This window comes from Citricoccus sp. NPDC079358 (genome assembly GCF_040702545.1).
GTDB lineage: Bacteria > Actinomycetota > Actinomycetes > Actinomycetales > Micrococcaceae > Citricoccus.
The window spans coordinates 243,713-266,428 of sequence record NZ_JBFBLI010000006.1 but is presented as its reverse complement, the minus strand read 5'-3'; the positions used below and the strand labels follow the sequence as shown (position 1 = coordinate 266,428).

General features: G+C 69.5%; 23 protein-coding genes. 17 read left to right on the top strand and 6 right to left on the bottom strand.

The window, feature by feature from the left end:
* The coding region (locus AB0333_RS10115) for an aminopeptidase P family N-terminal domain-containing protein (protein ID WP_366218559.1) at positions 1-359 on the bottom strand (359 nt) is incomplete at its 3' end.
* Between the two features lie 244 nt (positions 360-603).
* Here AB0333_RS10115 and AB0333_RS10110 point away from each other — a divergent pair.
* From AB0333_RS10110 to AB0333_RS10080, 7 genes are all read left to right on the top strand, one after another.
* Positions 604-915: an urease subunit gamma gene (locus tag AB0333_RS10110; RefSeq protein ID WP_115932165.1), complete on the top strand. Its 312-nt coding sequence runs from the start codon at positions 604-606 to the stop codon at positions 913-915.
* Positions 912-1,253: an urease subunit beta gene (locus tag AB0333_RS10105; protein WP_115932166.1), complete on the top strand. Its 342-nt coding sequence runs from the start codon at positions 912-914 to the stop codon at positions 1,251-1,253. The genes AB0333_RS10110 and AB0333_RS10105 overlap by 4 nt, the downstream gene beginning before the upstream one ends.
* Positions 1,250-2,971 (top strand): urease subunit alpha, encoded by a 1,722-nt coding sequence (ureC, locus tag AB0333_RS10100; protein WP_366218558.1) that lies wholly within the window; start codon positions 1,250-1,252, stop codon positions 2,969-2,971. The genes AB0333_RS10105 and ureC overlap by 4 nt, the downstream gene beginning before the upstream one ends.
* Positions 2,972-3,059: 88 nt before the next feature.
* Positions 3,060-3,545 carry an urease accessory protein UreE gene (gene ureE, locus AB0333_RS10095; protein WP_115932168.1) on the top strand — a complete coding sequence of 162 codons (486 nt, stop codon included), beginning with the start codon at positions 3,060-3,062 and terminating at the stop codon, positions 3,543-3,545.
* A complete protein-coding gene (locus AB0333_RS10090) occupies positions 3,526-4,188 on the top strand; it encodes an urease accessory protein UreF (protein ID WP_366218556.1) in 663 nt (220 codons plus the stop codon). The genes ureE and AB0333_RS10090 overlap by 20 nt, the downstream gene beginning before the upstream one ends.
* Positions 4,189-4,289: 101 nt before the next feature.
* Positions 4,290-4,907 carry an urease accessory protein UreG gene (gene ureG / locus AB0333_RS10085; RefSeq protein ID WP_115932170.1) on the top strand — a complete coding sequence of 206 codons (618 nt, stop codon included), beginning with the start codon at positions 4,290-4,292 and terminating at the stop codon, positions 4,905-4,907.
* A 4-nt stretch (positions 4,908-4,911) separates the two neighbouring features.
* Positions 4,912-5,787, top strand: a complete 876-nt coding sequence (locus AB0333_RS10080; protein ID WP_170144578.1) for an urease accessory protein UreD — start codon at positions 4,912-4,914, stop codon at positions 5,785-5,787.
* 25 nt (positions 5,788-5,812) lie between these two features.
* On the opposite strand, the gene AB0333_RS10075 is transcribed toward AB0333_RS10080, so the two are convergent.
* Genes AB0333_RS10075 through AB0333_RS10065 form a run of 3 tightly spaced genes read right to left on the bottom strand, consistent with a single transcriptional unit; the run spans position 5,813 to position 9,130 of the window.
* Complete coding sequence (locus AB0333_RS10075; protein WP_366218555.1) at positions 5,813-7,462, bottom strand: tripartite tricarboxylate transporter permease; 1,650 nt, start codon at positions 7,460-7,462, stop codon at positions 5,813-5,815.
* A gap of 1 nt (position 7,463) precedes the next feature.
* Entirely contained in the window at positions 7,464-8,150 is a 687-nt protein-coding gene (locus tag AB0333_RS10070; protein ID WP_366218554.1) for a tripartite tricarboxylate transporter TctB family protein, read from the bottom strand.
* Positions 8,147-9,130, bottom strand: a complete 984-nt coding sequence (locus AB0333_RS10065) for a tripartite tricarboxylate transporter substrate-binding protein (protein WP_366218553.1) — start codon at positions 9,128-9,130, stop codon at positions 8,147-8,149. The genes AB0333_RS10070 and AB0333_RS10065 overlap by 4 nt, the downstream gene beginning before the upstream one ends.
* 200 nt (positions 9,131-9,330) lie before the next feature.
* Here AB0333_RS10065 and AB0333_RS10060 point away from each other — a divergent pair, with 200 nt between their 5' ends.
* The 5 genes from AB0333_RS10060 to AB0333_RS10040 all read left to right on the top strand — a co-directional run bounded on the left by AB0333_RS10060 (position 9,331) and on the right by AB0333_RS10040 (position 14,721).
* A complete protein-coding gene (locus AB0333_RS10060) occupies positions 9,331-11,139 on the top strand; it encodes an ATP-binding protein (RefSeq protein ID WP_366218551.1) in 1,809 nt (602 codons plus the stop codon).
* A complete protein-coding gene (locus AB0333_RS10055; RefSeq protein WP_366218550.1) occupies positions 11,136-11,933 on the top strand; it encodes a response regulator in 798 nt (265 codons plus the stop codon). Before AB0333_RS10060 ends, AB0333_RS10055 begins: the two co-directional genes overlap by 4 nt.
* A gap of 153 nt (positions 11,934-12,086) precedes the next feature.
* Positions 12,087-13,604 (top strand): FAD-dependent tricarballylate dehydrogenase TcuA, encoded by a 1,518-nt coding sequence (gene tcuA / locus AB0333_RS10050; protein WP_366218549.1) that lies wholly within the window; start codon positions 12,087-12,089, stop codon positions 13,602-13,604.
* Positions 13,605-13,689: 85 nt separating this feature from the next.
* The gene (locus AB0333_RS10045) at positions 13,690-14,334 is read left to right on the top strand and encodes a GntR family transcriptional regulator (RefSeq protein WP_366218548.1); all 645 of its coding nucleotides are present in this window, start codon (positions 13,690-13,692) and stop codon (positions 14,332-14,334) included.
* Between the two features lie 231 nt (positions 14,335-14,565).
* Entirely contained in the window at positions 14,566-14,721 is a 156-nt protein-coding gene (locus tag AB0333_RS10040; RefSeq protein WP_366218547.1) for a hypothetical protein, read from the top strand.
* 26 nt (positions 14,722-14,747) lie between these two features.
* On the opposite strand, the gene AB0333_RS10035 is transcribed toward AB0333_RS10040, so the two are convergent.
* Entirely contained in the window at positions 14,748-15,206 is a 459-nt protein-coding gene (locus AB0333_RS10035; RefSeq protein WP_366218546.1) for a GNAT family N-acetyltransferase, read from the bottom strand.
* A 185-nt stretch (positions 15,207-15,391) separates the two neighbouring features.
* On the opposite strand from AB0333_RS10035, the gene AB0333_RS10030 reads away from it, so the two are divergent.
* The 4 genes from AB0333_RS10030 (at position 15,392) to AB0333_RS10015 (ending at position 20,185) form a co-directional block, all read left to right on the top strand.
* Positions 15,392-18,556, top strand: coding sequence for an AAA family ATPase (locus tag AB0333_RS10030; RefSeq protein ID WP_366218545.1), 3,165 nt, complete (start codon positions 15,392-15,394; stop codon positions 18,554-18,556).
* A gap of 162 nt (positions 18,557-18,718) precedes the next feature.
* The gene (locus tag AB0333_RS10025) at positions 18,719-19,159 is read left to right on the top strand and encodes a MarR family transcriptional regulator (RefSeq protein WP_115932179.1); all 441 of its coding nucleotides are present in this window, start codon (positions 18,719-18,721) and stop codon (positions 19,157-19,159) included.
* A gap of 118 nt (positions 19,160-19,277) precedes the next feature.
* On the top strand, positions 19,278-19,700 hold the full coding sequence (locus AB0333_RS10020; protein ID WP_115932180.1) for an organic hydroperoxide resistance protein: 423 nt from the start codon (positions 19,278-19,280) through the stop codon (positions 19,698-19,700).
* Positions 19,700-20,185, top strand: coding sequence for a glutathione peroxidase (locus tag AB0333_RS10015; protein ID WP_366218544.1), 486 nt, complete (start codon positions 19,700-19,702; stop codon positions 20,183-20,185). The genes AB0333_RS10020 and AB0333_RS10015 overlap by 1 nt, the downstream gene beginning before the upstream one ends.
* Before the next feature lie 102 nt (positions 20,186-20,287).
* On the opposite strand, the gene AB0333_RS10010 is transcribed toward AB0333_RS10015, so the two are convergent.
* Complete coding sequence (locus tag AB0333_RS10010) at positions 20,288-20,884, bottom strand: YdeI/OmpD-associated family protein (RefSeq protein ID WP_115932182.1); 597 nt, start codon at positions 20,882-20,884, stop codon at positions 20,288-20,290.
* A 204-nt stretch (positions 20,885-21,088) separates the two neighbouring features.
* On the opposite strand from AB0333_RS10010, the gene AB0333_RS10005 reads away from it, so the two are divergent.
* Complete coding sequence (locus tag AB0333_RS10005) at positions 21,089-22,714, top strand: M20/M25/M40 family metallo-hydrolase (protein WP_366218543.1); 1,626 nt, start codon at positions 21,089-21,091, stop codon at positions 22,712-22,714.
* Positions 22,715-22,716 lie beyond the last annotated feature (2 nt).

Here is a 22,716-nt window from a genome sequence, read left to right as displayed (position 1 = left end):
CCGTAGAAGAAGTTGTCCCGCTTCCAGTCCGTGTACACGATGTTCTCGCCGTAGCTGGTGCGCCAGGGCATGCCGGCATCGATGTTGGCCGTCACGGTGGTCGAGTTGGTGGCGGTCACCACCAGCGCGTAGTTGCGCCCGAAGGTGGTGTAGAGGAAGTCCGAGTAGTACTTGATGCCGTGGTAGCTGGTGAGGATCACGGCGTCCAGGGACTTCTCGGCCATGATCTGACGCAGGCCGGCCAGGCGGCGCTCGAACTCGGCGTCCGAGAACGTCAGGGGCTGCTTGGACCCGTTGTGCAGGGTCTTCAGGCGCTCGAGGTCCGAAACGGAGTTCGCGGTGGAGGAAATGGTCGTCATGGAAAAGTCTCCTTGCGGGTTGCCGGATGCCCGATCACGCCCCGCGACTCGAGAGTGAATGTTGCATTGTGAGCATCCTTGTTGCATACGAGCATTTTCGATCCGGTGGCTCGCGTCAAGAATCGGGAAGAAGATTTAACATCCAGGACTCATGGCCCGAGTTGGTTCCATAGATGAGGGCGCAGGCCAGCCCCACGGGCCCTCCCGAAACGCCCAGGAAATATGCGCGCCCTAGCCTGACCTCATGAGATTGACCGAACGCGAGCAGGAGAAGCTCATGATCGTGGTGGCCGCGGATCTGTCCCGGCGGCGCCAGTCTCGCGGGTTGAAGCTGAACTACCCGGAAGCCGTTGCCGTACTCACGTACGAACTGCTCGAAGGTGCACGCGACGGCCGGTCCGTCGCCGAGCTAATGTCCTACGGCTCGACCATCCTCAGCCGGGACGACGTGATGGAGGGCGTGGCCGAGATGGTCCACGACGTCCAGGTCGAGGCCACTTTTCCGGACGGCACCAAACTGGTCACCGTCCACGACCCGATCAGGGAGCGCGCATGATCCCCGGTGAATACCTGCTGTCCGAGGAGCCAATCACCCTCAACGCGGGGTGGGACGCTGTGGAGATCTCCGTCCTGAACACCGGTGACCGGCCCGTGCAGATTGGCTCTCACTTCCACTTCGCTGAGGTCAATGCGGCCCTACGGTTCGACCGCGAGGCAGCCCACGGCCACCGACTCGACATCCCCGCTGGCACCGCAGCCCGCTTCGAGCCCGGCGACGCCCGGACCGTCCACCTCATCCCCCTGGGCGGGCGGCGCGAAGTCCACGGCCTGCGCGGCCTGGTCAACGGCCCTCTCGACGGCCCAGCCACCACAGCGGACGGTGAGACGGCGTGAGCCAGAATATCTCCCGGCGCCAGTACGCGGACCTCTACGGGCCCACCACCGGTGACAGGATCCGGCTGGCGGATTCCTCGTTGTTCCTGGAGATCGAACGTGATCTCACGGTCTACGGCGAGGAGGTCGTCTTCGGCGGGGGCAAGGTCATCCGGGAGGGCATGGGCCTCAACGGCCGGGCGACCCGGGACGAGGGCGTGCCGGACACCGTGATCACCAACGCCGTGATCGTGGACCACACCGGCGTCTACAAGGCGGACATCGCACTGCGGGACGGCCACATCCAGGCCATCGGCAAAGCCGGCAACCCGGACATCCAGGATGGCGTGGACATCACCATCGGCCCGGCCACGGAGATCATCGCAGGCGAGCGCAAGATCGTCACCGCCGGGGGGATCGACACCCATATCCATTTCATCTCCCCGGACCAGATCCCCACCGCGCTGGCCAGTGGCATCACCACCATGATTGGTGGCGGCACCGGCCCGGCGGAGGGGACCAAGGCCACCACGGTCACCCCGGGCCCGTGGCACCTGCACCGCATGCTCGAGGCCGCCGAGGGATTCCCCATGAACCTGGGGTTCCTCGGAAAGGGACACGCCAGCGCCGCCGAGCCCCTGGCCGAGCAGATCCGGGCCGGTGCCATCGGGCTGAAGATCCACGAGGACTGGGGCGCGACCCATGCCTCGATCGACACCTCGCTGGCCGTGGCCGACGAGTACGACGTGCAGGTGGCCATCCATACCGACACGCTGAACGAGTGCGGATTCCTGGAGGACACGGTCGCGGCGATCGGCGGCCGGGTCATCCACACGTTCCACACCGAGGGCGCCGGCGGCGGGCACGCCCCGGACATCATGGCGATCGCGGGACACCCCAACGTCCTGCCGGCCTCCACCAACCCCACCATCCCCTTCACCCGCAACACGGCTGAGGAACACCTGGACATGCTCATGGTGTGCCACCACCTCAACCCTGACATCCCCGAGGACGTGGCCTTCGCGGACTCTCGGATCCGACCCGAGACCATCGCCGCCGAGGACGTGCTGCATGACCTGGGCGTCTTCTCGATCATGTCCTCCGACTCCCAGGCCATGGGCCGGGTGGGTGAGGTCATTACGCGCACGTGGCAACTGGCCTCAGCCATGAAGGACCGCCGCGGTCCGATCGACGAGGCAGGACCCTTGCGGGAGGCCAATGACAACTTCCGCATCCGGCGCTATGTGGCCAAGTACACGATCAACCCGGCCCGGGCACAGGGCATCGCGGAGGCGGTCGGCTCCGTGGAGGCGGGAAAGTTCGCCGACCTGGTCCTGTGGGATCCGGCCTTCTTCGGGGTCAAACCGGACCTGGTCATCAAGGGCGGGCAGATCGCGCATTCCGTGATGGGAGATCCCAACGCCTCGATACCCACCCCCCAGCCGCAACTGCTGCGCGCCGCCTTCGCGGCCTACGGCGCCGCGGTGTCCGCCTCCTCCATCACCTTCCTGTCCCGAGCCGCCATCGAAGACGGGGTCCCGGAGCGGTTGGGCCTGCGGAAGACCATCCGTGGCGTCTCCGGCTGCCGATCCGTGCGCAAGCAGGACATGGCTCTGAACGACGCGACCCCCGAGATCACGGTGGACCCGCAGACCTACCGGGTTGCCGTGGACGGGCAGGAGGTCACGTGCGAGGCCGTCGAGACGCTGCCGATGGCCCAGCGGTACTTCCTGTTCTGAGCCTGTTCACCCTTCTGGGTCCACCCGGCCGCCGGCCCACCCGCAGTCCCCGCCCCCACCTCGACGTCCACCGACCTTCGGAGCCCACATGATCATCGAGAGCGTCCTGTTCAATCTCACTGAGTCCACTCCGGACCAGCGGTCCCGGCTGGAGGGGGTCCACCTCGAATCGGTGCTCCTGACGGGCGCCGCCCTGACGCAGAGGATCCAGCGGCTCACCACGGACCACGGCCGTGACGTCGGCTTGCGGCTGCCCTCCTCCAGTCCGGACCTGCGGAACGGCGATGTCCTGGCGCTGGACGAGGGCGGAGCGATCGTGGTCTCCGTGCTGCCGACCGATGTCCTGGTGATCGCCCCCGCCGATCTCCGCCTGGCCCTCTTCACCGCCCACTCGCTCGGCAATCGTCACTTGCAGGCTCAGTTCCTCGAGAAGGATGAGATCCGGGGACGCCCTGTGATGGTGGTCCAGTACGACCACACCGTGCAGGCATTCTTGGACGCCCATGCCGTGCCCTATGACCGCCGTGAGCTCGTGATGCCCGAGCCTTTCCGCCATGCCGAACACACGCATTGACCCCGGGCATCTGGCCATCCTCCTCCAGCTGGGGGACGGGGCCCTGCCGACCGGCGCGTTCAGCCACTCCTTCGGGCTCGAGTCCTACCTGGCCGCGGGCACGGTGACGGATGAGGCCGGCGTAGAGTCTTGGTTGCGGGGCTATCTCGAGACCCAGTTGTGCACCACCGACGCCCTGGCCATGCGGATGGCGGCCACCGGTGAGATGCCGGTGGACGAGACGGACGCGCTCCTCGATGCCGCCGTCGTGCCCTCCCAGGTCCACAAGGCCAGCCTGACGATGGGCTCCCAACTGGCCAAACTGGTGCCGGCCGCGCTTCCCGAAGCTGGCCCTGGCCCGTGGCCTCGGCACTACTGCCTCGTCTTCGTGCTGGCCGCCGTGCGATGCGGCGTCCCCCTGGGACTCGCGCTCCATGCCTATCTGGCCGGCGCGGTGTCCTCGCTGGTGCAGAATGCGGTCCGTGCCGTCCCCTTGGGCCAGACGGCGGGGCAACGCATCCTCGGCCGGCTCCGCCCCCTCATCACCGAGAGCGCGGAGTACGCCCTGCACCGGCCCGTGGAGGACTTCGGCTCCACAGCACCCGGCCTGGAGATCGCCCAGATGCGGCACGAACACCTGCGGGCCCGGATGTTCATGAGCTGATCAGGACGCGACGCACCCATCCCCGCCGCTCTGCCACCGAGCAGACGAGACGACGGACAGACCAGACGACGAAAAAACCGAGGAAAGGTGAGTACCACATCATGAGTGAACCGATCATCATTGGAGTGGGCGGGCCCGTGGGCGCAGGCAAGACGCAACTCGTGGAACGGATCACCCGCGCCATGAGCGCCGAGGTCTCCATGGCCGCCATCACGAATGACATCTACACCATCGAAGACGCCCGCATTCTCGCGGCGAACTCCGTCCTTCCGGAGTCCCGGATTATCGGGGTGGAGACCGGAGGCTGTCCCCACACGGCCATACGGGAGGACACGACCATGAACGAGGCCGCCATCGGCGAACTCACGCAGCGCTTCCCCGACCTCGAGGTGATCTTCGTGGAGTCCGGCGGGGACAACCTCTCGGCGACCTTCAGCCCGGAACTGGCCGACTTCTCGATCTACATCATCGACGTGGCGCAGGGCGAGAAGATCCCCCGCAAGGCCGGCCAGGGCATGATCAAGTCTGACCTGTTCATCATCAACAAGACGGACCTGGCACCCCACGTGGGCGCGGACCTGACGGTGATGGTCTCCGACTCGGCTGCGTTCCGCGGGGAAAGGCCGTTCTGCCTGACGAACCTCAGGACGGACGAGGGGCTGGACGCCGTGCTGGAGTGGATCCGTCGCGACGTCCTGATGTCCGACCTGGTCGGGTGAGGCCGTGCCACCCATCACCCTCGGCCGTCCCGACCGCACGGACCACCCCGCTGGCCTCGCCCCCGCCACGGGCACCCTCCGGCTGCAGGTCGAGCGGGCTCCCTCGGGTCGGAGCGTGGCCGCGGCCCAGTTCCACTCCGGTGCCCTCCGGGTGCTCCGTGCGCACTATCCGGACACTAGCGGCGGAGCCGTCTTCACCATTGTCAATCCCGGCGGCGGATTTCTTGGGGAGGACCGCTACGAGATCGACTACGACGGCGGCCCGGCCTCGAGCGCGCTGGTCACCACACAGTCGGCCACGAAGGTCTACCGGAGCCCGGCGGGCCCGGCACGCCAATTCCAGCGCTTCGACCTTGCACCGGGGGCCAGGCTGGAGTACGTCCCTGACCCGTTGATCGCCTACGAGGGGGCCCAGTACCGGCAGACCACGGAGGTCCGGATGTCCGCCGGGGCTTCATTCCTCACCGCGGAGATCGTCACCCCGGGCTGGGCGGCGAGCGGGGAGCCGTTCCGCTACCACGAGGTGCGGCTGTTCACCCGCCTGTGGTTGGAATCCCAGCTGTTGCTGTGGGACAACCTGGTGATGAGACCTGCCCGCACCGATCCCACGAGCAGAGGGTGGCTCGACAACCGCACGCACCTGTTGTCACTGACTGCCGTCCACCCGGGCATCGGAGCGGACACCGTGGACACAGTTCGCGGGATCATCAGTGACTTTCCAACCCTCCACGCCGGGTGCAGCCTACTCCGCGGGCCGGGACTGGTGGTCCGGGCCCTCGCTGACTCCAGCGGGGTCCTGGCCCTGCTCGCAGAGGCCATCGGCACCCGGCTGCGGCGCGATCAGACCGGTCAATCTCCCTGGGAGCTGCGAAAGTACTGATCCTCCGTCCGCTGCCCCCTCCCCGCTACACCTTGCCGCCGGGGTTCGGGGCGCCCACGGTCTCTGGGGTCTCGGGCGTGGTGGACGAGGGGCCGCCGTCGGGGCCCCACGGATCGTTGAAGGCCGTCCCACCGCCGTCTCCGCCGGAGCCACCATCAGTCGCCGCCTCGGCCGCCTTCTGACGGCGGTGACGCACGTGCTGCAGGGCGCTGACCACGAGGGCCAGGGCGAGCACGGAGTACAGGATCAGGGTGACCGGGCTGGAGATCAGAACGGACACGTCCCCCTCGGAGACGGTCAGTGCGCGGCGCAGCTCGGTCTCCGCCAGCGGCCCGAGGACCACGGCGATCAACACGGGGGCCAGCGGGAACTGGTAGCGGCGCATCACGAAGCCCAGCAGGCCGATCACCAGCAGGACCCAGAGGTCCAGGGTGGAGGAGCTGATGGCATACACGCCCAACATGGACAGCACCGTGATGCCGGCGTAGAGGTAGTGGCGCGGAATCAGCAGCAGCTTGGCCCACACCACCGCGAACTGCATGTTCAGGATGACCAGGACCACCAGGCCGATGAACAGCGAGGCCAGCAGGGTCCAGACCAGTTCACCACTGCGCTCGAACAGCAGGGGTCCGGGCTGCATGCCGTACTGCTGGAAGGCGGCCAGCATGATCGCCGCGGTGGCGGAGGTGGGCAGGCCGAGCGCCAGCAGGGCGCCCATGGCGGTACCGGCCGTCGCGTTGCCCGCAGCCTCGGGGGCGGCCACACCGCGGATGGAGCCGGTCGAACCGAATTCCTTGTCCCCACGGCGCTTTGCCAGGCGCTTCTCGGTGCCGTAGGCCAGGAACGTCGGGACCTCGGCCCCGCCGGCGGGGATGATGCCGAAGGGCACACCGAAGGCCGTTCCGCGGAGCCAGGCCGGCAGGGCCTTGCGGACGTCCGAGCGTTCCAGCCGGGCCCGGCCGTTGGTGCCGATCCGCTCCATGGCGGGATCCCGGTGGATGCGACCGGCGATGTGCAGCACCTCGCCGAGCGCCAGCAGGCCCACGGTGATGACCACGATCGAGATGCCGTCGAACAGCTGCGGCAGGCCCAGGGTGTACCGGACGGTGCCGGAAGGTCCGTCCACGCCCACCATGGCCAGGACCAGGCCGATGCCGAGGGCACCCAGGCCCTTCACCACGGACTCGGAGACCACGGATGAGATCGCCAGGAAGGCGAACACGGCCAGGGCGAAGTACTCGGCCGGGCCGAAGGCGGTGGCCATCTTGACCAGGAGGGGCGCGAAGAACACCACCAGGGTGGTGGCGATCAGACCGCCGATGAAGGCGCCGACGGCGGCCGTCGCCAGTGCCTTGGCCGCCCGGCCGTCCTTGGCCATCCGGTGGCCCTCGAACGAACCGGCGATGGCGGCGGAGTTGCCGGGGGTGTTCAGCAGGATCCCGGCGGTGGAGTCACCGAAGAGGCCACCGAAGTAGACGCCGGCGAACATGATGAACGCGGCGGTCGGGTCGAGTGTGAAGGTGATGGGCAGCAGCAGGGCCACGGCCATCGACGAGCCCAGTCCGGGCAGCACGCCCACGGCGGTGCCCAGCAAGGCGCCGATCAGGACCCACAGCAGGTTGATCGGGGTGAGGGCAGCGCCGAAGCCCTCGAACAACAGGTTCAACTGGTCCATGTCAGATCAGTCCTTCCAGGAAACCGCCGGGCAGGTTCAGTCCGAGTCCGGCGTTGAAGGCCAGCTGGATGACCGAGGAGAACACCAGCGAGATGATGAGGTCGAACAGCGGGCGTTTGCTGCCCAGGGCCTTGCAGACCACCCAGAACAGGCCGGCCGCGGAGAGCACCCAGCCCAGGACGGGCAGCACGAGGATGAACACGGCGATGCCGCCGACGATCAGGCCCACGGTCTTCCAGTCGGTGTACGTCTTCCAGCCCTGGGGCAGGGTGGCGCCCGGGGTGCGGCCGGCGATCCGGTTACGGCCGCGCTCGGAGGCGTGGGCCAGGTCGCCGAGCAGGTCCGAGGACGTGTCCGCGTTCACCGCATCGTCGGTGAGGTCCGGCAGCCGCGGATGACGCAGCAGCTGGATGGCGTGGACGAGAGCGACGGCGTACAGCACGATGCAGACGATCGTCGGGAAGAACTGCGGCCCCGGCACGGAGTCGCCCATGACGTTCATGGTCGCCGTCTCGATGGCGAGCCACGTGGCGATGCCGGCCACCAGCAGGGGCATGATCAGTTCGCTGCGGCCGGCCCAGAATCCGCGACGCGCGGTCCCACCCCGGGGTGCGGCCGACGTCGGGCCCTGCGGCCCGCCGGGTGCCCCGGCGGTTCCGGCCGGGGGTACAGTCTGCTGCTGGCTCACAGTCCGAGTCCTTCCACGATGTCACGGGTACGGTCGATCTCGTCGTCGAGGAAGGCCTCGAACTCGTCGCCCGTCATGTAGCTGTCCGTCCAGCTGTTGCGGTCGAGGGCCTCCTGCCAGTGGTCCGTCTGGCGGTACTCCTCCACGATCTCCAACAGCTCGCCCCGGTCCTCCTCGGAGACGCCGGGGGCCGCGGCCAGGCCGCGCCAGTTGGCCATCTCGGCATCCACGCCCTGCTCCAGGAAGGTGGGCACGTCCACGCCGGGCAGCCTCTCCTTCGAGGAGATGGCCAGGGCCCGCAGGTTGCCGGCCTCGATCTGGTCCGCTACCTCGTTGTAGCCGGACATGCCGGCCACGGTGGTGCCGGAGAGCATGGAGGTCAGCGCCTCGCCACCGCCGGAGTAGGCGATGTAGTTGGTCTGGGACGGGTCGATCCCCACCTTCTCCGCCACCAGGCCGGTCAGCAGGTGATCGATCGAGCCGAGCGAGCCACCGGAGATGGAGGTGCCACCCGGGTCCTGCTTCCACGCCGCGATGAAGTCGTCCAGGGTCTCGTACGGCGAGTCCGCCGGCACCACCAGGGCGGCATAGTCGTCCGCCAGCCGGACCAGGGGCTCGACATCGTCCATGGAGACCCCGGAGTCCGCCAGCTCGACGGCACCGACCATCACGCCGCCGGTCACCATCATCATGTCCGAGCGGCCCTCCATCTGCGCGAACTGCCCCAGGCCGATGGTGCCTCCGGCTCCGGGGACGTTGACGACCTGGACATTGTTGGAGATGCCATCGGATTTGATGGCCTGCTGGGATTCGCGGGCGAAGCCGTCCCAGCCGCCGCCGGGCGCCGCGGGCGCCATCAGCACCAGCTTGGATCGGGCGGTGGCCTCGCCACCGCCGGCGGCGGCATTGACCAAGGCAAGGCCGACGACGCCGGCGGCCGCCACGCCGAGGGCGGCCTTGGTGAAGGTGCGTGAACTCATGGTCTTCCGTACTCTCTACGTCAGTGATTCGGACCACTTAAGCCGTGGCCGATCCTCCACGTTGACAGAAACGTGATCCATGGCACAGCGGAAAGGTGGTTGTGGTCATAAGGGGTGGTTAAGAAAGTTCTGACAACGCCGCGCCACGTCCCCCCATCCCCCATCCCCATCCCCATCCCCATCCCCAGGAGTCAGTCACGGTGCTTCGCCCCCCGCCCCGCCTGCATGGGCCCCGGCCCCGCCGCCGGGTCCGCCTGCAGCTGATCACCCTGCAGCTGGCCATCGTGCTGCTGACGGTGCTGGCCGTAGCGGCCATCGTGTTGCGCTTCGAGGAACTCCGCACCCGGGACCTCGCCTTCGAGGAGGTCCACACCGTGGCCACCGAGATCGCCAGCGTCCCCGAGGTGATCGCCACCGTGAACGCAGCGGATGCGGCGGAGAGAATTCAACCCATCGCCCACCTGGCAGAGCGGGCGGCCGGGGTCGAGTTCGTGGTCATCGCGGACCGGGACGGCATCCGGGTGGCCCACCCCGACCCGGAGCAGATCGGCCAGCCGGTCTCCTCGGACCATGCCCCGATCCGCGCCGGTGAGACCTTCCGAGGCACCGAGGAGGGACCCCTGGGGGTGTCGCTGCGCTCCAAGGTCCCCATCTGGGACGGTGACGAGGTGGTGGGCACCGTCTCCGTGGGCCTGCTGCAGAGCGAGATCCGCGCCGACCTGCTGGAGGTGGTCCTCGGCTTCGCCCCCTGGGTCCTGCTGGCCGCCGGCCTGGGCACGGCCGGTGCCGCCTGGGCCTCCCGCTATGTGCGCACCAGGATCTACGGGGCCGGGCCGGAGGAGATGGCCGGGCTGCACCAGTCCCGCCAGGCCCTTTTGCACAGCGTCGGAGACGGTGTCATCGGCGTGGACGAGGACGGCACCATCACCCTCGTCAACGATGAGGCCACCCGGCTGCTCGGGGTGGGGCCGGACATCGAGGGCCGCCCGGCTGCCGAGGTGCTGGAGGCAGACCTGGCCGCCCTCCTGGCCCCCTCCCCCACACCGGTCTCGTCCCCGGGCAAGGCAACCGATGCTGAGCCACGCCGCCCGACGACGGACGAGACCGACGGGGACCTGACGACCTTCGCCCTGGCCGGCGAGCGCATCCTGCTGGCCCGGGTGCGGCCGGCGCGGGCGCAGGGGCGGCAGATCGGCCGGACCCTGACCGTGCAGGACCGCACCGAGCTGGAGTCCAGCCTGCGCGAGCTCGAGGGCCAGCGCAGCCTGACGGAGACCCTGCGGTCACAGACCCACGAGTTCTCCAACCGGCTGCACGTGATCTCCGGGCTGCTCTCCCTCGACGAGACCGAGGAGGCGCGGGAGTACATCCGGGGCCTGACGGGCCTGGCCGGAGGCCCCTTCCAGCACGATCTCTCCGATGCGTCCCTCTCCGCGCTGGTCGGCGCGAAATCCGCGCTCGCCCGGGAGGCCGGCGTCGTGCTGGAGCTGGCCGCCGACGGCTCGGTGGAGGCGGACTGGCGTGCGGACGACGACGCCCTCACCGTGGTGGCCAACCTGCTGACGAATGCGATCGAGGCGGCCGGGGACGGCGGCCGGGTGACGCTGGAGGTGACCGCCGGGGCGGACGGCTTCGCGGTCCAGGTGGACGATTCGGGGCCCGGGCTGGACCCGGACGCGGCGCGGTCCCTGTTCCGCTGGGGCGTCTCCACCAAGGACACCGGTCCGGCGTCCTCGCGGCCCGCCGGAGGCCGCGGCATCGGCCTCGCCTTGGTGGACCGGATCGCCCGACGCCGGCACGGCCGGGTGGAGGTCACCCCGTCACCCTGGGGCGGGGCCCGGTTCCGGGCCGCGTGGCCGGCGGCCACAGACACCGGCACCGACGCCGGCACCGGCACCCGGACCGGCACTGGCACCGGCGGCGGCGACGCCAGGACTGACACTGAGGATGGTACTGGCACAGACCAGCCCGGGACACCGAATAACGAGAACAGGGGGGACCTCCGTTGATCAGGACACTCGTGGTGGATGACGACTTCGCGGTCGCCGGGATGCACCGGCGCTTCGTGGAGGCCCTCGACGGCTTCGAGGTGGTCGGTGTCCTGGAGCGCGGCCTGCCGGTGGCGGAGTTCCTGGCACAGCATGAGGTGGACCTGGTGCTGCTGGACGTGCACCTGCCGGACCGGGGCGGCGTCCAGGTCCTGGAGGATCTGCGCTCTGCCGGTCATGATGTCGCGGTGATCATGGTGACGGCCGCCAGCGAACGGGACACCGTCCGCCGTGCGGTGGGCCACGGCGTGGACGGATACCTGGTCAAGCCCTTCAGCCGCGAGGAGTTCAACGACCGCCTCCGGGAGTTCGCCGCCTTCCTGGCCGCCCATGGCGGACCCGGCCGGGGCGCCGGCAGCGCCCCGGAGCTGGACCAGAGCGAGATCGACCGGCTGGTCCGGGGCGCCTCCGGCCGGGCCCGGGACAGCGTGGATCGGCCGCCCGCAGTGCACTCCAGCGCAGCGGCGCCCTCCCCCGCGGTGGGGCCCTCCGGCGCGGCGGCGCCGGCGGGCGGCACCCCGGCCCGCCTGCCCAAGGGCTACTCGGCACCCACGCTGAACCTGGTCGGAACCGCGCTGCGGGAGGCCGGGGCCGGCGTCGACCTCTCGGCCCGTGAGGTGGCGGCAGCCTGTGGGATCTCCCGGGTCAGCGCCCGCCGCTATCTCGAGCTGCTGACCGAGCGCGGATTGGCCGAGCTGCGTCCGCGCTACGGCTCCACCGGGCGTCCGGAACACCGGTACGGCTGGATCGGCTGAAGCCCGGCACCCCACCTCGGAGCACCACTCTGAACCTCCGGCGGCGGACCCGTCCCCCGCCCGGTCCGACGACCCCTTGCGTCTTTGTCCACATTTGTATACATTCGTGCACAGTCGTCGGGCGGACCGGCGAGCCGACTGAAAGGGACCCTCATGACCACCTCCCCCACCCCGGACGCCCGCACCGCCGGCGCCCCGGCCGGCACCGGCCCGGATGCCGACGTCATCGTCGTCGGCGGCGGCAACGCCGCGTTCACCGCCGCCCACGCAGCAGCCGAGCGGGGCCGGAAGGTGCTCCTGCTGGAGAAGGCCCCCCGCGATGCCTTCGGCGGCAACAGCTACTACACCGCCGGTGCCACGCGCATCGCCCACGCCGGCCTCGAGGACCTGCAGGACTTCATCGAGCCGGACGAGCGCCACGCCGTCACCGAGGTCCCGGCCTACTCCGCCGAGGACTACGCCGCTGACCTCGTCCGCGTCACCGACGGCCGCAACGACCCCGAGCTGACCGAGGTGCTGGTGCACGAGGCCGCCCCGAACCTGAGGTGGCTGCAGTCGCTGGGGCTGAGGTACCGCTTGATGTACGAACGCCAGGCCTACCAGCGTGAGGACGGCAGCTACCTGTTCTGGGGCGGGCTGCACGTCGGCAACGTCGGCGGCGGCGAGGGCCTGATGCATGACCACGTCCGCGTGGCCGAGCAGCTGGGCACCGAGGTCCGCTACGGCCAGGACGTGACCGGACTGGTCGTTGAGAAGGGCCAGGTCCGGGGCGTCACCGTCCGCCAGGAGGACGGGTCCCTGCAGGAGCTGCGCGCCGAGTCCGTGATCCTGGGCGCCGGCGGCTTCGAGTCCAACGCCGAGTGGCGCCGCGAGCACCTCGGCGAGGGCTGGGAGAACGCCAAGGTCCGCGGCACCCCCTTCAACAACGGGGACATGATCGCCGCCGGCCTTGAGATCGGCGCGCAGAAGGCCGGGCACTGGTCCACCTGCCACTCCACCCAGTGGGATGCGTTCACCCCGAACAACGAGTCCAACCGCGAGCTCACCAACCGGCTGACCCGCCAGTCCTACCCGCTGGGGATCATCGTCAACACCGAGGGCCAGCGGTTCGTGGACGAGGGCGAGGACTTCCGCAACTACACCTACGCCAAGTTCGGCCGCGAGATCCTCCAGCAGCCGGGCTCGGTCGCCTACCAGATCTTCGACGCCCCCCTGCGGTCCATGCTGCGGACCGAAGAGTATGACATGCCCGGCATCACCGTGGCCCAGGCCGACACCCTCGGGGAGCTGGCCGAGAAGATCGGGATCGCCCCGGAGGCCCTGACCGGGACCGTGCAGGACTACAACGGGTCGATCGACACCTCGATCCCCTGGGACCCGACCGTCAAGGACGGCCGCCGCGCCGAGACCACCCCGGTCAAGTCCAACTGGGCCACCCCCCTGACCGAGGGCCCGTTCTACGCCTACGCGGTCACCTGTGGCATCACGTTCACCTTCGGTGGCCTGAAGTCGGACACCCACGGCCGGGTCCTGGACGCCGAGGGCGAGCACATCGGCGGGCTGTACGTCTGCGGTGAGATGCTCGGCGGCCTGTTCGCCGGCAACTACCCCGGCGGTTCCGGCCTGGCCGCGGGCGTGGTCTTCGGACGACGCGCCGGTACGCTGGCCTGACATCGGAAGGCGTGCCGGCCGGCGTCGGGAACTGCACGTTCCCGACGCCGGCCGGCACCGCTGAGAGCGGACGAAGGGGACACCTGTGGCAGGGAAGATGGACGCCGCCGCGATGCACGGCGAGCTCAAGGCGGAGATCCTCCGCGGCGAGCACTCCCCCGGCACCCCCTTCCGCGAAGTGGCCCTGGCCGAGCGGTTCGGGGTCTCCCGGACCCCGGTGCGCGAGGCCCTGGGCCGGCTCCAGCAGGAGGGCCTGCTCGAACGCGGGACCCGGGGGCTGCAGGTGCGGCGCCTGGACCCCGAGCAGCTGATGCAGGTCTATGACCTCCGCATCCTCCTGGAGGGACAGGCCGCCGAGGAGGCCGCCGCCGCCCGGACCGAGCTGGACCTGGTCCGGCTGGAGGGACTCCTCGCCCGGGACCAGGCCCTGACGGACCCGGACAACGCCACCCGCCTGGACACCAACATCGAGTTCCACGAGGCGCTGTGGTCGGCCGCCCGGAACCCCATCCTGCGCGATCTGCTGGACCGGCTCTCCACCCATCAGATCCATGCGCCGACCTCCACCCTCACCACACCGGGGCGGTGGGAGCAGTCCCTGGAGGAGCACGCGGAGATCCTCCGCTGCATCCGCGAGCACGAGGCCGCCGGCGCGCGTGAGGCCATGCGCGCCCACATGTCCACGGCCCGGGCGCTGCGGCTGAGGATGCTCAGCCACGCCAGGGGCTGAGTGCGCCGGCTGACCGGGACAGCCTGACGTCACCGGCGGGTGCGTACACCAGGCCACCCGGTTGAGAGGTTTCCCCTGGTCAGTCCCCTCCTTCTCGGACCCGCAGCCTCCGGACGGACCACGTTCGGCGTGTCGTCCGGCGTGGCGTTTTCACTGTTGCCGTTTCAGCGGTAGTGTCCTGCCCGATGCCCGCTCTGGGCAGACCCGGAATCCCCTCATTTGGAGGACATCATGTCCACTCCGCTGTCTCTCTCCACGTCCGAAATCCCCACCACGGGCACCTACTCGGCCACCACCGAGCGCGCCACGTTCTGGGCCGTCACCGGCATCATCTCCGCGGCCGCCGCCGTCGGTGTCGTCGAAGTGGTCCTGTTCCTGCTGGGGTAGGAGAACCTCGCCGCCGGCCTGGTGCGTCAGAACTCCCGCAGATAGCAGAGCATGCGGTAGTCCTCGCCGGGCTGGATGTTCGTGAACCCGTGCCGTTCGTAGAAGCGCCGGGTGTCCTCGTCGATCTCATCCACGTTGATGTGCATCTCCGCGCTGCCCCGCGCCCTCACGTGCTCGATGGCGTCCAGGAGCAGTTCGGTGCCGAGGCCCTGCCCCCGCTGGCCCGGCCGCACGTACAGCTCCTCGAGTTGAGCCAGCGGCCCGTCACCATACGGCGTCGGGCGCAGGGTCAGGAACGCGAAGCCCGTCGGTGCCGTGGTGCTGCCCGCCAGCAGGACGAGGACGTCGTCGCTCACCAGCAGCGTGCCGAAGCGCGCCGTGAAGTCCTCCGCGGAGGGCGTGGGCGAGCCGAACTCCGTGTTGAACTCGTGTAACAGCCGGCCCACGACGCCGGCCTGCCCGGGTCCCGCTCGTCTCGTCGCCATGCGTCCATGGTGTCGCGCCCACGGACCGGCTGACCAGAGCCGGCCACGTCATCATCCCGACGTGGCCGGAGGCCGCCCGGAGATCCACCTATCATGGCCGCAGACGGGCCCACGCCGTGGCTCTCGCGCGCCCGGATCCAGATCCTGGGCTCCGACGAACCAGACGAACCAGCAGGGAAGACGCCATGACGCAGCCTCCACAGGATCAGTCCGAGACGCTGCCGGGCCGCACGGCGGAACTGCAGCGTTTGAACGCCGCCTGGGCACGGGTGCAGACCGGCGTCCCCCAGTTCGTCGCCATCGAGGGCCCCGCCGGCATCGGCAAGACCACCCTGGTGGAGACCTTCCTGGCCGGCAAGCCCCACGTGCTGCCGGCGGTGGAGGTGTACCCCACCGATGTGGACGTCCCCGGGGCGCTGGTCCAGCGGCTGCTGTCCACCCTCACCGGCCAGTACCCGGCCCAGTGGCCCGCCGCGATCGAGGACTACGTGCAGGTGGTCTTCGATACCGTCCACGCCCTCGAGGCGAGGGCCGACGGGGCGAGGATCGCCGTGGTGGAGGACCTTCACTGGGCGGACCGGTTCTCCGCCGAGGTGCTGTGGCGGTGTGCCCAGGCCATGAGTTCGGGGCCCTTCATGGTCATCCTGACCTACCGCCCGCAGGCCACCGAGCTCACCGTCGGCATCGAGCGATTCCTGGCCTCAGGGCGCCACGGTACCCACTTGCAGTTGGGCCCGTTGGGAGTCGCGGACTGCCGGCAGGTCCTGCGGGAGCGGCTGGGCATCCCCGTGTCCGACGACTTTGCCCGCAAGGTCCACGGCGGCACGGGCGGAGTCCCCCTGCTGGTGGGCGCGGTGGCCGGGTGGCTGGACCACGCCCCTCCGGGACATCGACGGCTGCAGGATGCCATGGCGGCCTTGGGAAAAGGTCAGAATGCTCCCCAGCGCCTGTTCGGCCGTGCCCTGCAGTCATCGTGGGAGACGCTCACTCCCCATCTGAGGGACACCCTCAGCCTGCTGGCAGTGGCCGGCGAGCCGCTTCACATCGTGCACCTGAGCGGGGCGCTGGTCGAACTGGGTTACCCGGGCCTGCCGGACCACGGCCTGTTGGACTCGGACCAGGTGCGCATCACGCACACCGCGGGCACGGTGGCCCTGTCCCACCCGCACCTGGCCACGCTCATGGCGGACCAGCTGCCGGACAAGCGCCGTGCGGAACTGCATCGGATCCTCGCCCCGGTCCTGAAAGGGCCCGCGGCCCTGGGACACCGGGTTCAGGCACAGCGGCTGGACCCGGAGCCGGCGGAGACCCCACTGCTCGTCCGGACGCTGATGCAGTACGGAGGAGAGGCTTTAGTCCGCGGAGACGGGGTGGCGGCGTTTGGCCACTTCCATCAGGCCCTGCGGTTGACCGGGGATCCGGTCGCCCTGACGTTGGCTCTGCGTGCCACCGTGCTGGCCCGCAGGCCGGACCTGGTGCTCGAGTTGCGGGATGTCCTGGCCGGGATGCCCCAGAGCCGGCCAGGGTGCGCGGCGCGAGCCTGGGATCTGCTCGCCTCAGAGGACCTGGAAGGGGCGGTGGACCAGATCCGGCAAGGCCTCTACCTGCCGGAGAACGATCCGGGGCGGGCCGGCCTGCTCCTGCTCGGCCACGCCCTGGCCGCCGCGGGACGGATCGCCTACGCCACGGCACGGTTCGGCGCCGTGGGCAGCACCATCGATGCCCTGCTGGACGAGTTGGTGCCGGTGCGCCGCGGGTTCGAACACGCTGCCCGCCAGGACCCGCAGGCTCTGCGCCTGGTCAGTGAGGCTCGCTCCGTGGAGGCCCTGCTCGCCCTCTGGTCCGGCCTGCGGCATGGCGACCGCAGCCGCGTGGGTGAGTTCACTGAGCAGATGACATCCCTGCTGGAGGACCTGCGCCCCGTCCCGGGGACCGAACCCGTGCGGAGCGTGATCTCCGCGGTGATCGGCTCTCGCCTCCGCGCCCAGGGGGAGGTGGCCGCCGCCTCCCGGATCCTCGATGCCACGGCCCAGGACGCCCAGGGTCCCCGCGAGCAGCGGGTCTTCCTGGAAAGCACCCTGAGCCAGCTGGCCTTCCACCAGGGTGCCTGGGACCGAGCACTGGAGCATGCCACGCGGGCCGTGGACAGCTGCCTGATGCTACCGGTCGATTCCGGGGTTCGCTCCGCCTATGCCACGGCGGCGCTGGTGCCGCTGGCCCGTGGCGAACAGAGTGCCGGCCGCCCGCTGCTCCAGCGAGCGGTGGAGGACGCCAGCGCCACCAGTGAGGTGGTGGCCTGCGCCGTGGCCTTCGCCCGCGCCATGGGAGCCACCTTCGCCGGCGACCACCCGGAGGCCGCGCATCAGTTCCAGCTCATCGAGTCCACCCGGGTGGGGTGGGCCACCGCCGGATTCACCACGGTCTCCCTCTACGCGCGGGCCCTGGCGGAAACCGGACACGTACACCGCCTGCAGGCCCTCGCCGCTCACGCCACGGAGGGCATGGACTCCGCCCCGGAGGGCGTCCTGCGCGCGGTGGAGGCAGCAACGCTCGGTGCCCTGTACCGGGCGCGGGCCCAGCCAGACGACGCACGGGAGCAGCTGGTGGATGCTCTGGCCTCCCTCGACGCCGAGCCGGTTCCGTACGTGGCCGGCATCGGTCCGGACGTCCTGCCCGGCGGGGGCCATGCCCTGGTCCGGGCCTTCATAGCGCTGGATCTGTCCCGGCTCGCCATGGACGGTGCGGGCACCGACGATCGACTCGAGGACGGTGTGGACGACGCCGGCCGGTGGGCCCGCCAGGCCGCCGACTTCTTCCTGAGGTGTGGCGCGATGCCACTCCAGGGTGAGGCGGCGGAACTGGCCGCCGCCCTGCGGAAGCGGCAGGGGGAGAGAGCCACCGGGCCGGCCGATGTGGGCACCAGAGCGGAGGGGGGAAGCCGCCCCATGAGAGGTGTGCACGAATCGGTGGCCGGCCCGGTGGCTGGTCGAGGGGCAGAACGCTCCCATGAGCCGGTGTCGGCTCCGGCGCAGACCGCGTTTCGGTTGATGGCAGAACTGTCCACCCGCGAACGGCAGATCGCCGTCGAGGTCGCCGAGGGCAAGGGCAACCGCGAGATCGCTACCGAGCTATTCCTCAGCGTGCGCACAGTGGAGTACCACGTCGGCAATTGCCTCGCGAAGCTCGGGATGACCAGCCGCGTGGAACTGCGGAAGGCCCTGCGGCCGGCCACTCTGACCTTGCTGGTCCCGGCGCTGGCCGGGCGCGGCTCGGATGACGATGGCCCGGTCGACGGCATCCCGGACGACCCCGTAGACGTGGACGACCTAGGCGACCCGAACGCACCCTGAGGATCGTTCCTCGGTTGTCCCTGTGATGCCATGACTTCCATCCTGTCAGGGAAGCCGATGGGCCGGAACCGTGGTTTCTACGGGGTTCCGGTGCTTCCACGGGGTCTGATGTCGCCGAATCGACCTATTGCGCACAACTGAATTGTGCGCAATGCTTTTGAGATGAGCTTCGCACACCCAGAATCTGCCGGTCGCCTGGAGGACCAGGTGTGCTTCGCCCTGTACTCGGCAGCCCGGGCCGCCCAGCAGGCCTACCGCCCGCTGCTGGATGACCTGGGCCTGACCTACCCGCAGTACCTCGTACTGCTGGTGCTCTGGGAGCAGGACGGGCAGACCGTCTCTGCACTCGGCGATCGGCTGCATCTGGACAGCGGCACGCTGTCTCCCCTGTTACGGCGCCTGGACGAGCACGGCTTCATCACCCGCGAGCGCCAGTCAACGGATGCACGCCGGGTCGCCGTGCACCTGACCGCAGAGGGCCATGCCCTCCGCTCGCGCGCCGCCGAGGTCCAGCGCTGCCTGCTGGACGCCGTGACACTGTCGACGGAGGAACTCCTCAACCTCCGAGACCTCTCTCGCCGGTTCGCCGGTTCGGATGTCTGAGACTCGGACGTCTGGGGCTCCGCCTCGGCTTCCACCGCGCGAACCCATCCCCCGGCACGTACCTTGACCTGAACCCGAATCCAACCCCCGATCCTCACCCCGACCCAAGGAGAACCCTATGAAGACTGTCTACACCGCAGAGGCCCTGGCCACCGGCGGCGGCCGGGACGGCCGCACCCAGACCGCGGACGGTTCCATCAGCCTGGACCTGGCCGTCCCGAAGGAGATGGGCGGCACCGGCAACGGAGCCAACCCGGAACAGCTCTTCGCGGCCGGCTACGCTGCATGCTTCCACTCGGCTCTGCAGATGGTGGCCCGCCAGGCGAAGAAGGACCTCGGCGAGTCCAGTGTGGGCGCCCGCGTGGGGATCGGCCCGAATGGAGCCGGCGGATTCGGCCTCGAGGTCACCCTGGAGGTAGTGGTCCCCGCCCTACCCCAGGACGAGGCCCAGGAGCTGGCGGATCAGGCCCACCAGGTCTGCCCCTACTCCAATGCCACCCGCGGGAACATCGACGTCACCGTGGACGTGGTGCAGGACTGATGCCCACGCTCTCCGACTTCACCGCGCGGACGGCCACCGGGGAGGACCGCCCCTTGTCCGACTACGCGGGCCACGTGGTGCTCGTGGTCAACACGGCCAGCCAGTGCGGTCTGACACCCCAATTCGAGGGCCTCCAGGAGCTCTACAGGGACTACCGGGACCGCGGCCTGGTGGTGCTCGGCTTCCCCTGCAACCAGTTCGCCCACCAAGAGCCGGGCACCGACGCCGAGGCCAGTGAGTTCTGCCAGCTGAACTACGGCGTCGACTTCCCGATGTTCGCCAAGGTGGAGGTCAACGGCTCCGGCGCGCATCCGCTGTTCGCCTGGTTGCGGCAGGAGACCTCGGGGCTGCTCGGCGGCGCGGTCAAGTGGAACTTCACCAAGTTCCTGATCGGCCGGGACGGGACTGTCCTCGAGCGCTTCGCACCGACCACCGCCCCCGCCAAGATGCGCGGCGCGATCGAGACGGCACTCACCGCGCAGTGATCAGGTGAGAAGGGGCGCGTGAGGTGCCGGTCACGGTTCAGGTGCCCGACGCCGGCGCTGCCGCCGGCTCCCGCTGGCTCCCTCTGGCCCTCCTCGCATCGGCTACTGCGGGTACGGAGTCTCGCCACGTTCCAGCATGCCGACCAGCTTGGCCAGCCGATTGGTCCGGCTCGCCGGGCTCGGCGCGGTGAGGACCCGATGCAGGACGGCGTAGCGGTTCTGGCCGTTGAGCGTGGCGAAGGTGGCGGCGGCCCCCGGTGACGAGGCGAGCGCGGCGGCCAGGTCCTCGGGGACCTCGGCCGTGGCCGGGCCGGCGTAGGCGCGGTCCCACCGGCCGTCCACCTTCGCCCGGTCGATCTCGGCCTGGCCCCGGGGCCGCATCCGCCCCTGCTCGATCAGCTCTGCCACGAGCGTGACGTTGCGCTGAGACCACATCGAGGCCTTGCGGCGCGGTGTGTACCTCTGGCGGTAGGTGGTGGCATCGATCGACTTGGACTGACCGTCGATCCAACCACTGCACAACGCCTCCCGCAGGGCCTGCTGGTAGGTCAGTGACGTCGGGGAAGTAGCGCCCTTCTTGGCCAGCATCAACCAGATGCCGTCCGATCTCTCCTCGTGCGCATCCAGCCACTCCCGCCAGGCCGCAACGTCCTCCACGATGAGGACTTCGGGTTCCTCGACTACAGACGTGTTCTTCATGTAGGTCCTCCGCGACCGGTCCGGTTCTTCGCCATCCTACTCAGGCACCACCGCACGAGCACTGAGGTCACGGCGATCTCGGCGAGACCACAGAGGTACCCGTTGAGCCCCCTTGCAGGTCATGCAAGGATGTGACTCATCCCACATCCGTCTCATGTGTTGATCCCTCACCGTCTCACCTCTGCACCACCCTGAGGAGACACCATGAGCCCATCACCCGCACCCTTCGACCCGACCCCCACCTCCGGCGCCGACTCCACGGCAACGGCAACGGCAACGGCAACGGCAACGGCAACGGCAACGGTCGCACCCAAGCCGGCCATCCGGCGTCGTACGTTCTTAGGGGTGGGCGCCGCCGCCTTCGGGGCGACGGCCATCGGCACCGGAGCACTCACCGGACTGACCTCCAGCTCCCGCGCCAACGCCGCTGTGACCATTCCAGCGGAGGACCGAGATCCGCTGAACCTGCTGCAACGCATGCTCTCGTTCGACACCCAGAACTCCGGCCAGGGCGGCAAGACCCGGCCGCACGCCGAGATGCTCAAAGCGGTCTGGGACCGGGCGGGCGTGGACGCGGAGATCATCGAAACGCCCCAACCGGACAACGTGCACCTGATCGCGCGGATCGCCGGCACCGGCGACGCGGAGCCCCTGCTGCTGCTCGGACATTCGGACGTGGTGCCCGTGGAACTGGAGAACTGGTCAGTGGACCCCTTCTCCGGGGAGGTGCGGGACGGGGAGGTATACGGCCGCGGCGCCCTGGACATGAAGGGCGCCAACGCCGCGAGCATCAGCGCCCTGCTGCGCCACCTGCAGGAGGGCGCACGCTTCGACCGGGACATCATCGTCCTCACCGACTGCGATGAAGAGGCAGGCTCCTTCGGCTCCCGATGGCTGGCCAAGAACCACTGGGACAAGATCAACGCCGGGTCGGTCCTGACCGAGGGCGGCTGGTTCCTGGCCCAGGGGGACGCGACCACCCCGATGCTCATCACGGCCACCCGCCAGGACAAGGTCTACTTCAACCTGGACATCACCGCGGATGGCACGGCCACACACTCGTCCAAGCCGATGCCGGACGCGGCGATGGTCACGCTGTCCCGGGCGCTGGCCGATCTGGGTGACTGGGAGGCACCCGTCCATCTGACTGACGTGACCCGCGAGTACTTCCAGGCCCTGGCCGCATCCACCGATGACCGACGCTTCGCCCAGGCCATCCGGATGCTGCTCTCGGCACGGTCGGCCAAGATGCGGGAGCGAGCCGAGAAGCTCATGGTCTCCCGCTCCGACTACCCCTACCTGCACCGCGCCCTACTGCGGACCACGCACGCCTTCGTGATCCAGGAGGCCGGGTACAAGGAGAACGTGATCCCCTCCAGTGCGACGGCCCGGCTGAACTGCCGCGCGGTTCCCGGAGGGCAGAAACCTCGGGACTTCCTCCAGCAAGTGCGCAAACTCCTGGCGGAGCGGGACGTGGAGGTCAGCATCGCCGCCCCGGAGGGGACGAGCGAGGAGGACTACCTCAACGAGTTGGACCAGACGTGGGCGAACCCGCCGGCGGACATCGACACCGATCTGTTCCACGCGCTGTCCGGCGCGGCCGAGGCGACCTACCCGGATGCGGCCTTCGCCCCGGCCCTGTTCGAGGCAGGAACCTCCCTGGCCCCCTGGCGCGCCGAGGGCATCCCCGGCTATGGCGTCTACCCCTACGTGCTGTCCAACGAGCAACTGATCGGGATGCATGGGGACGACGAGCGGATCTTCGTGGACGCGCTGAAGACCGGCACCGACTTCATGTACACGGTGTTCGAGAGGTTCCGGGTGGGGTGAGC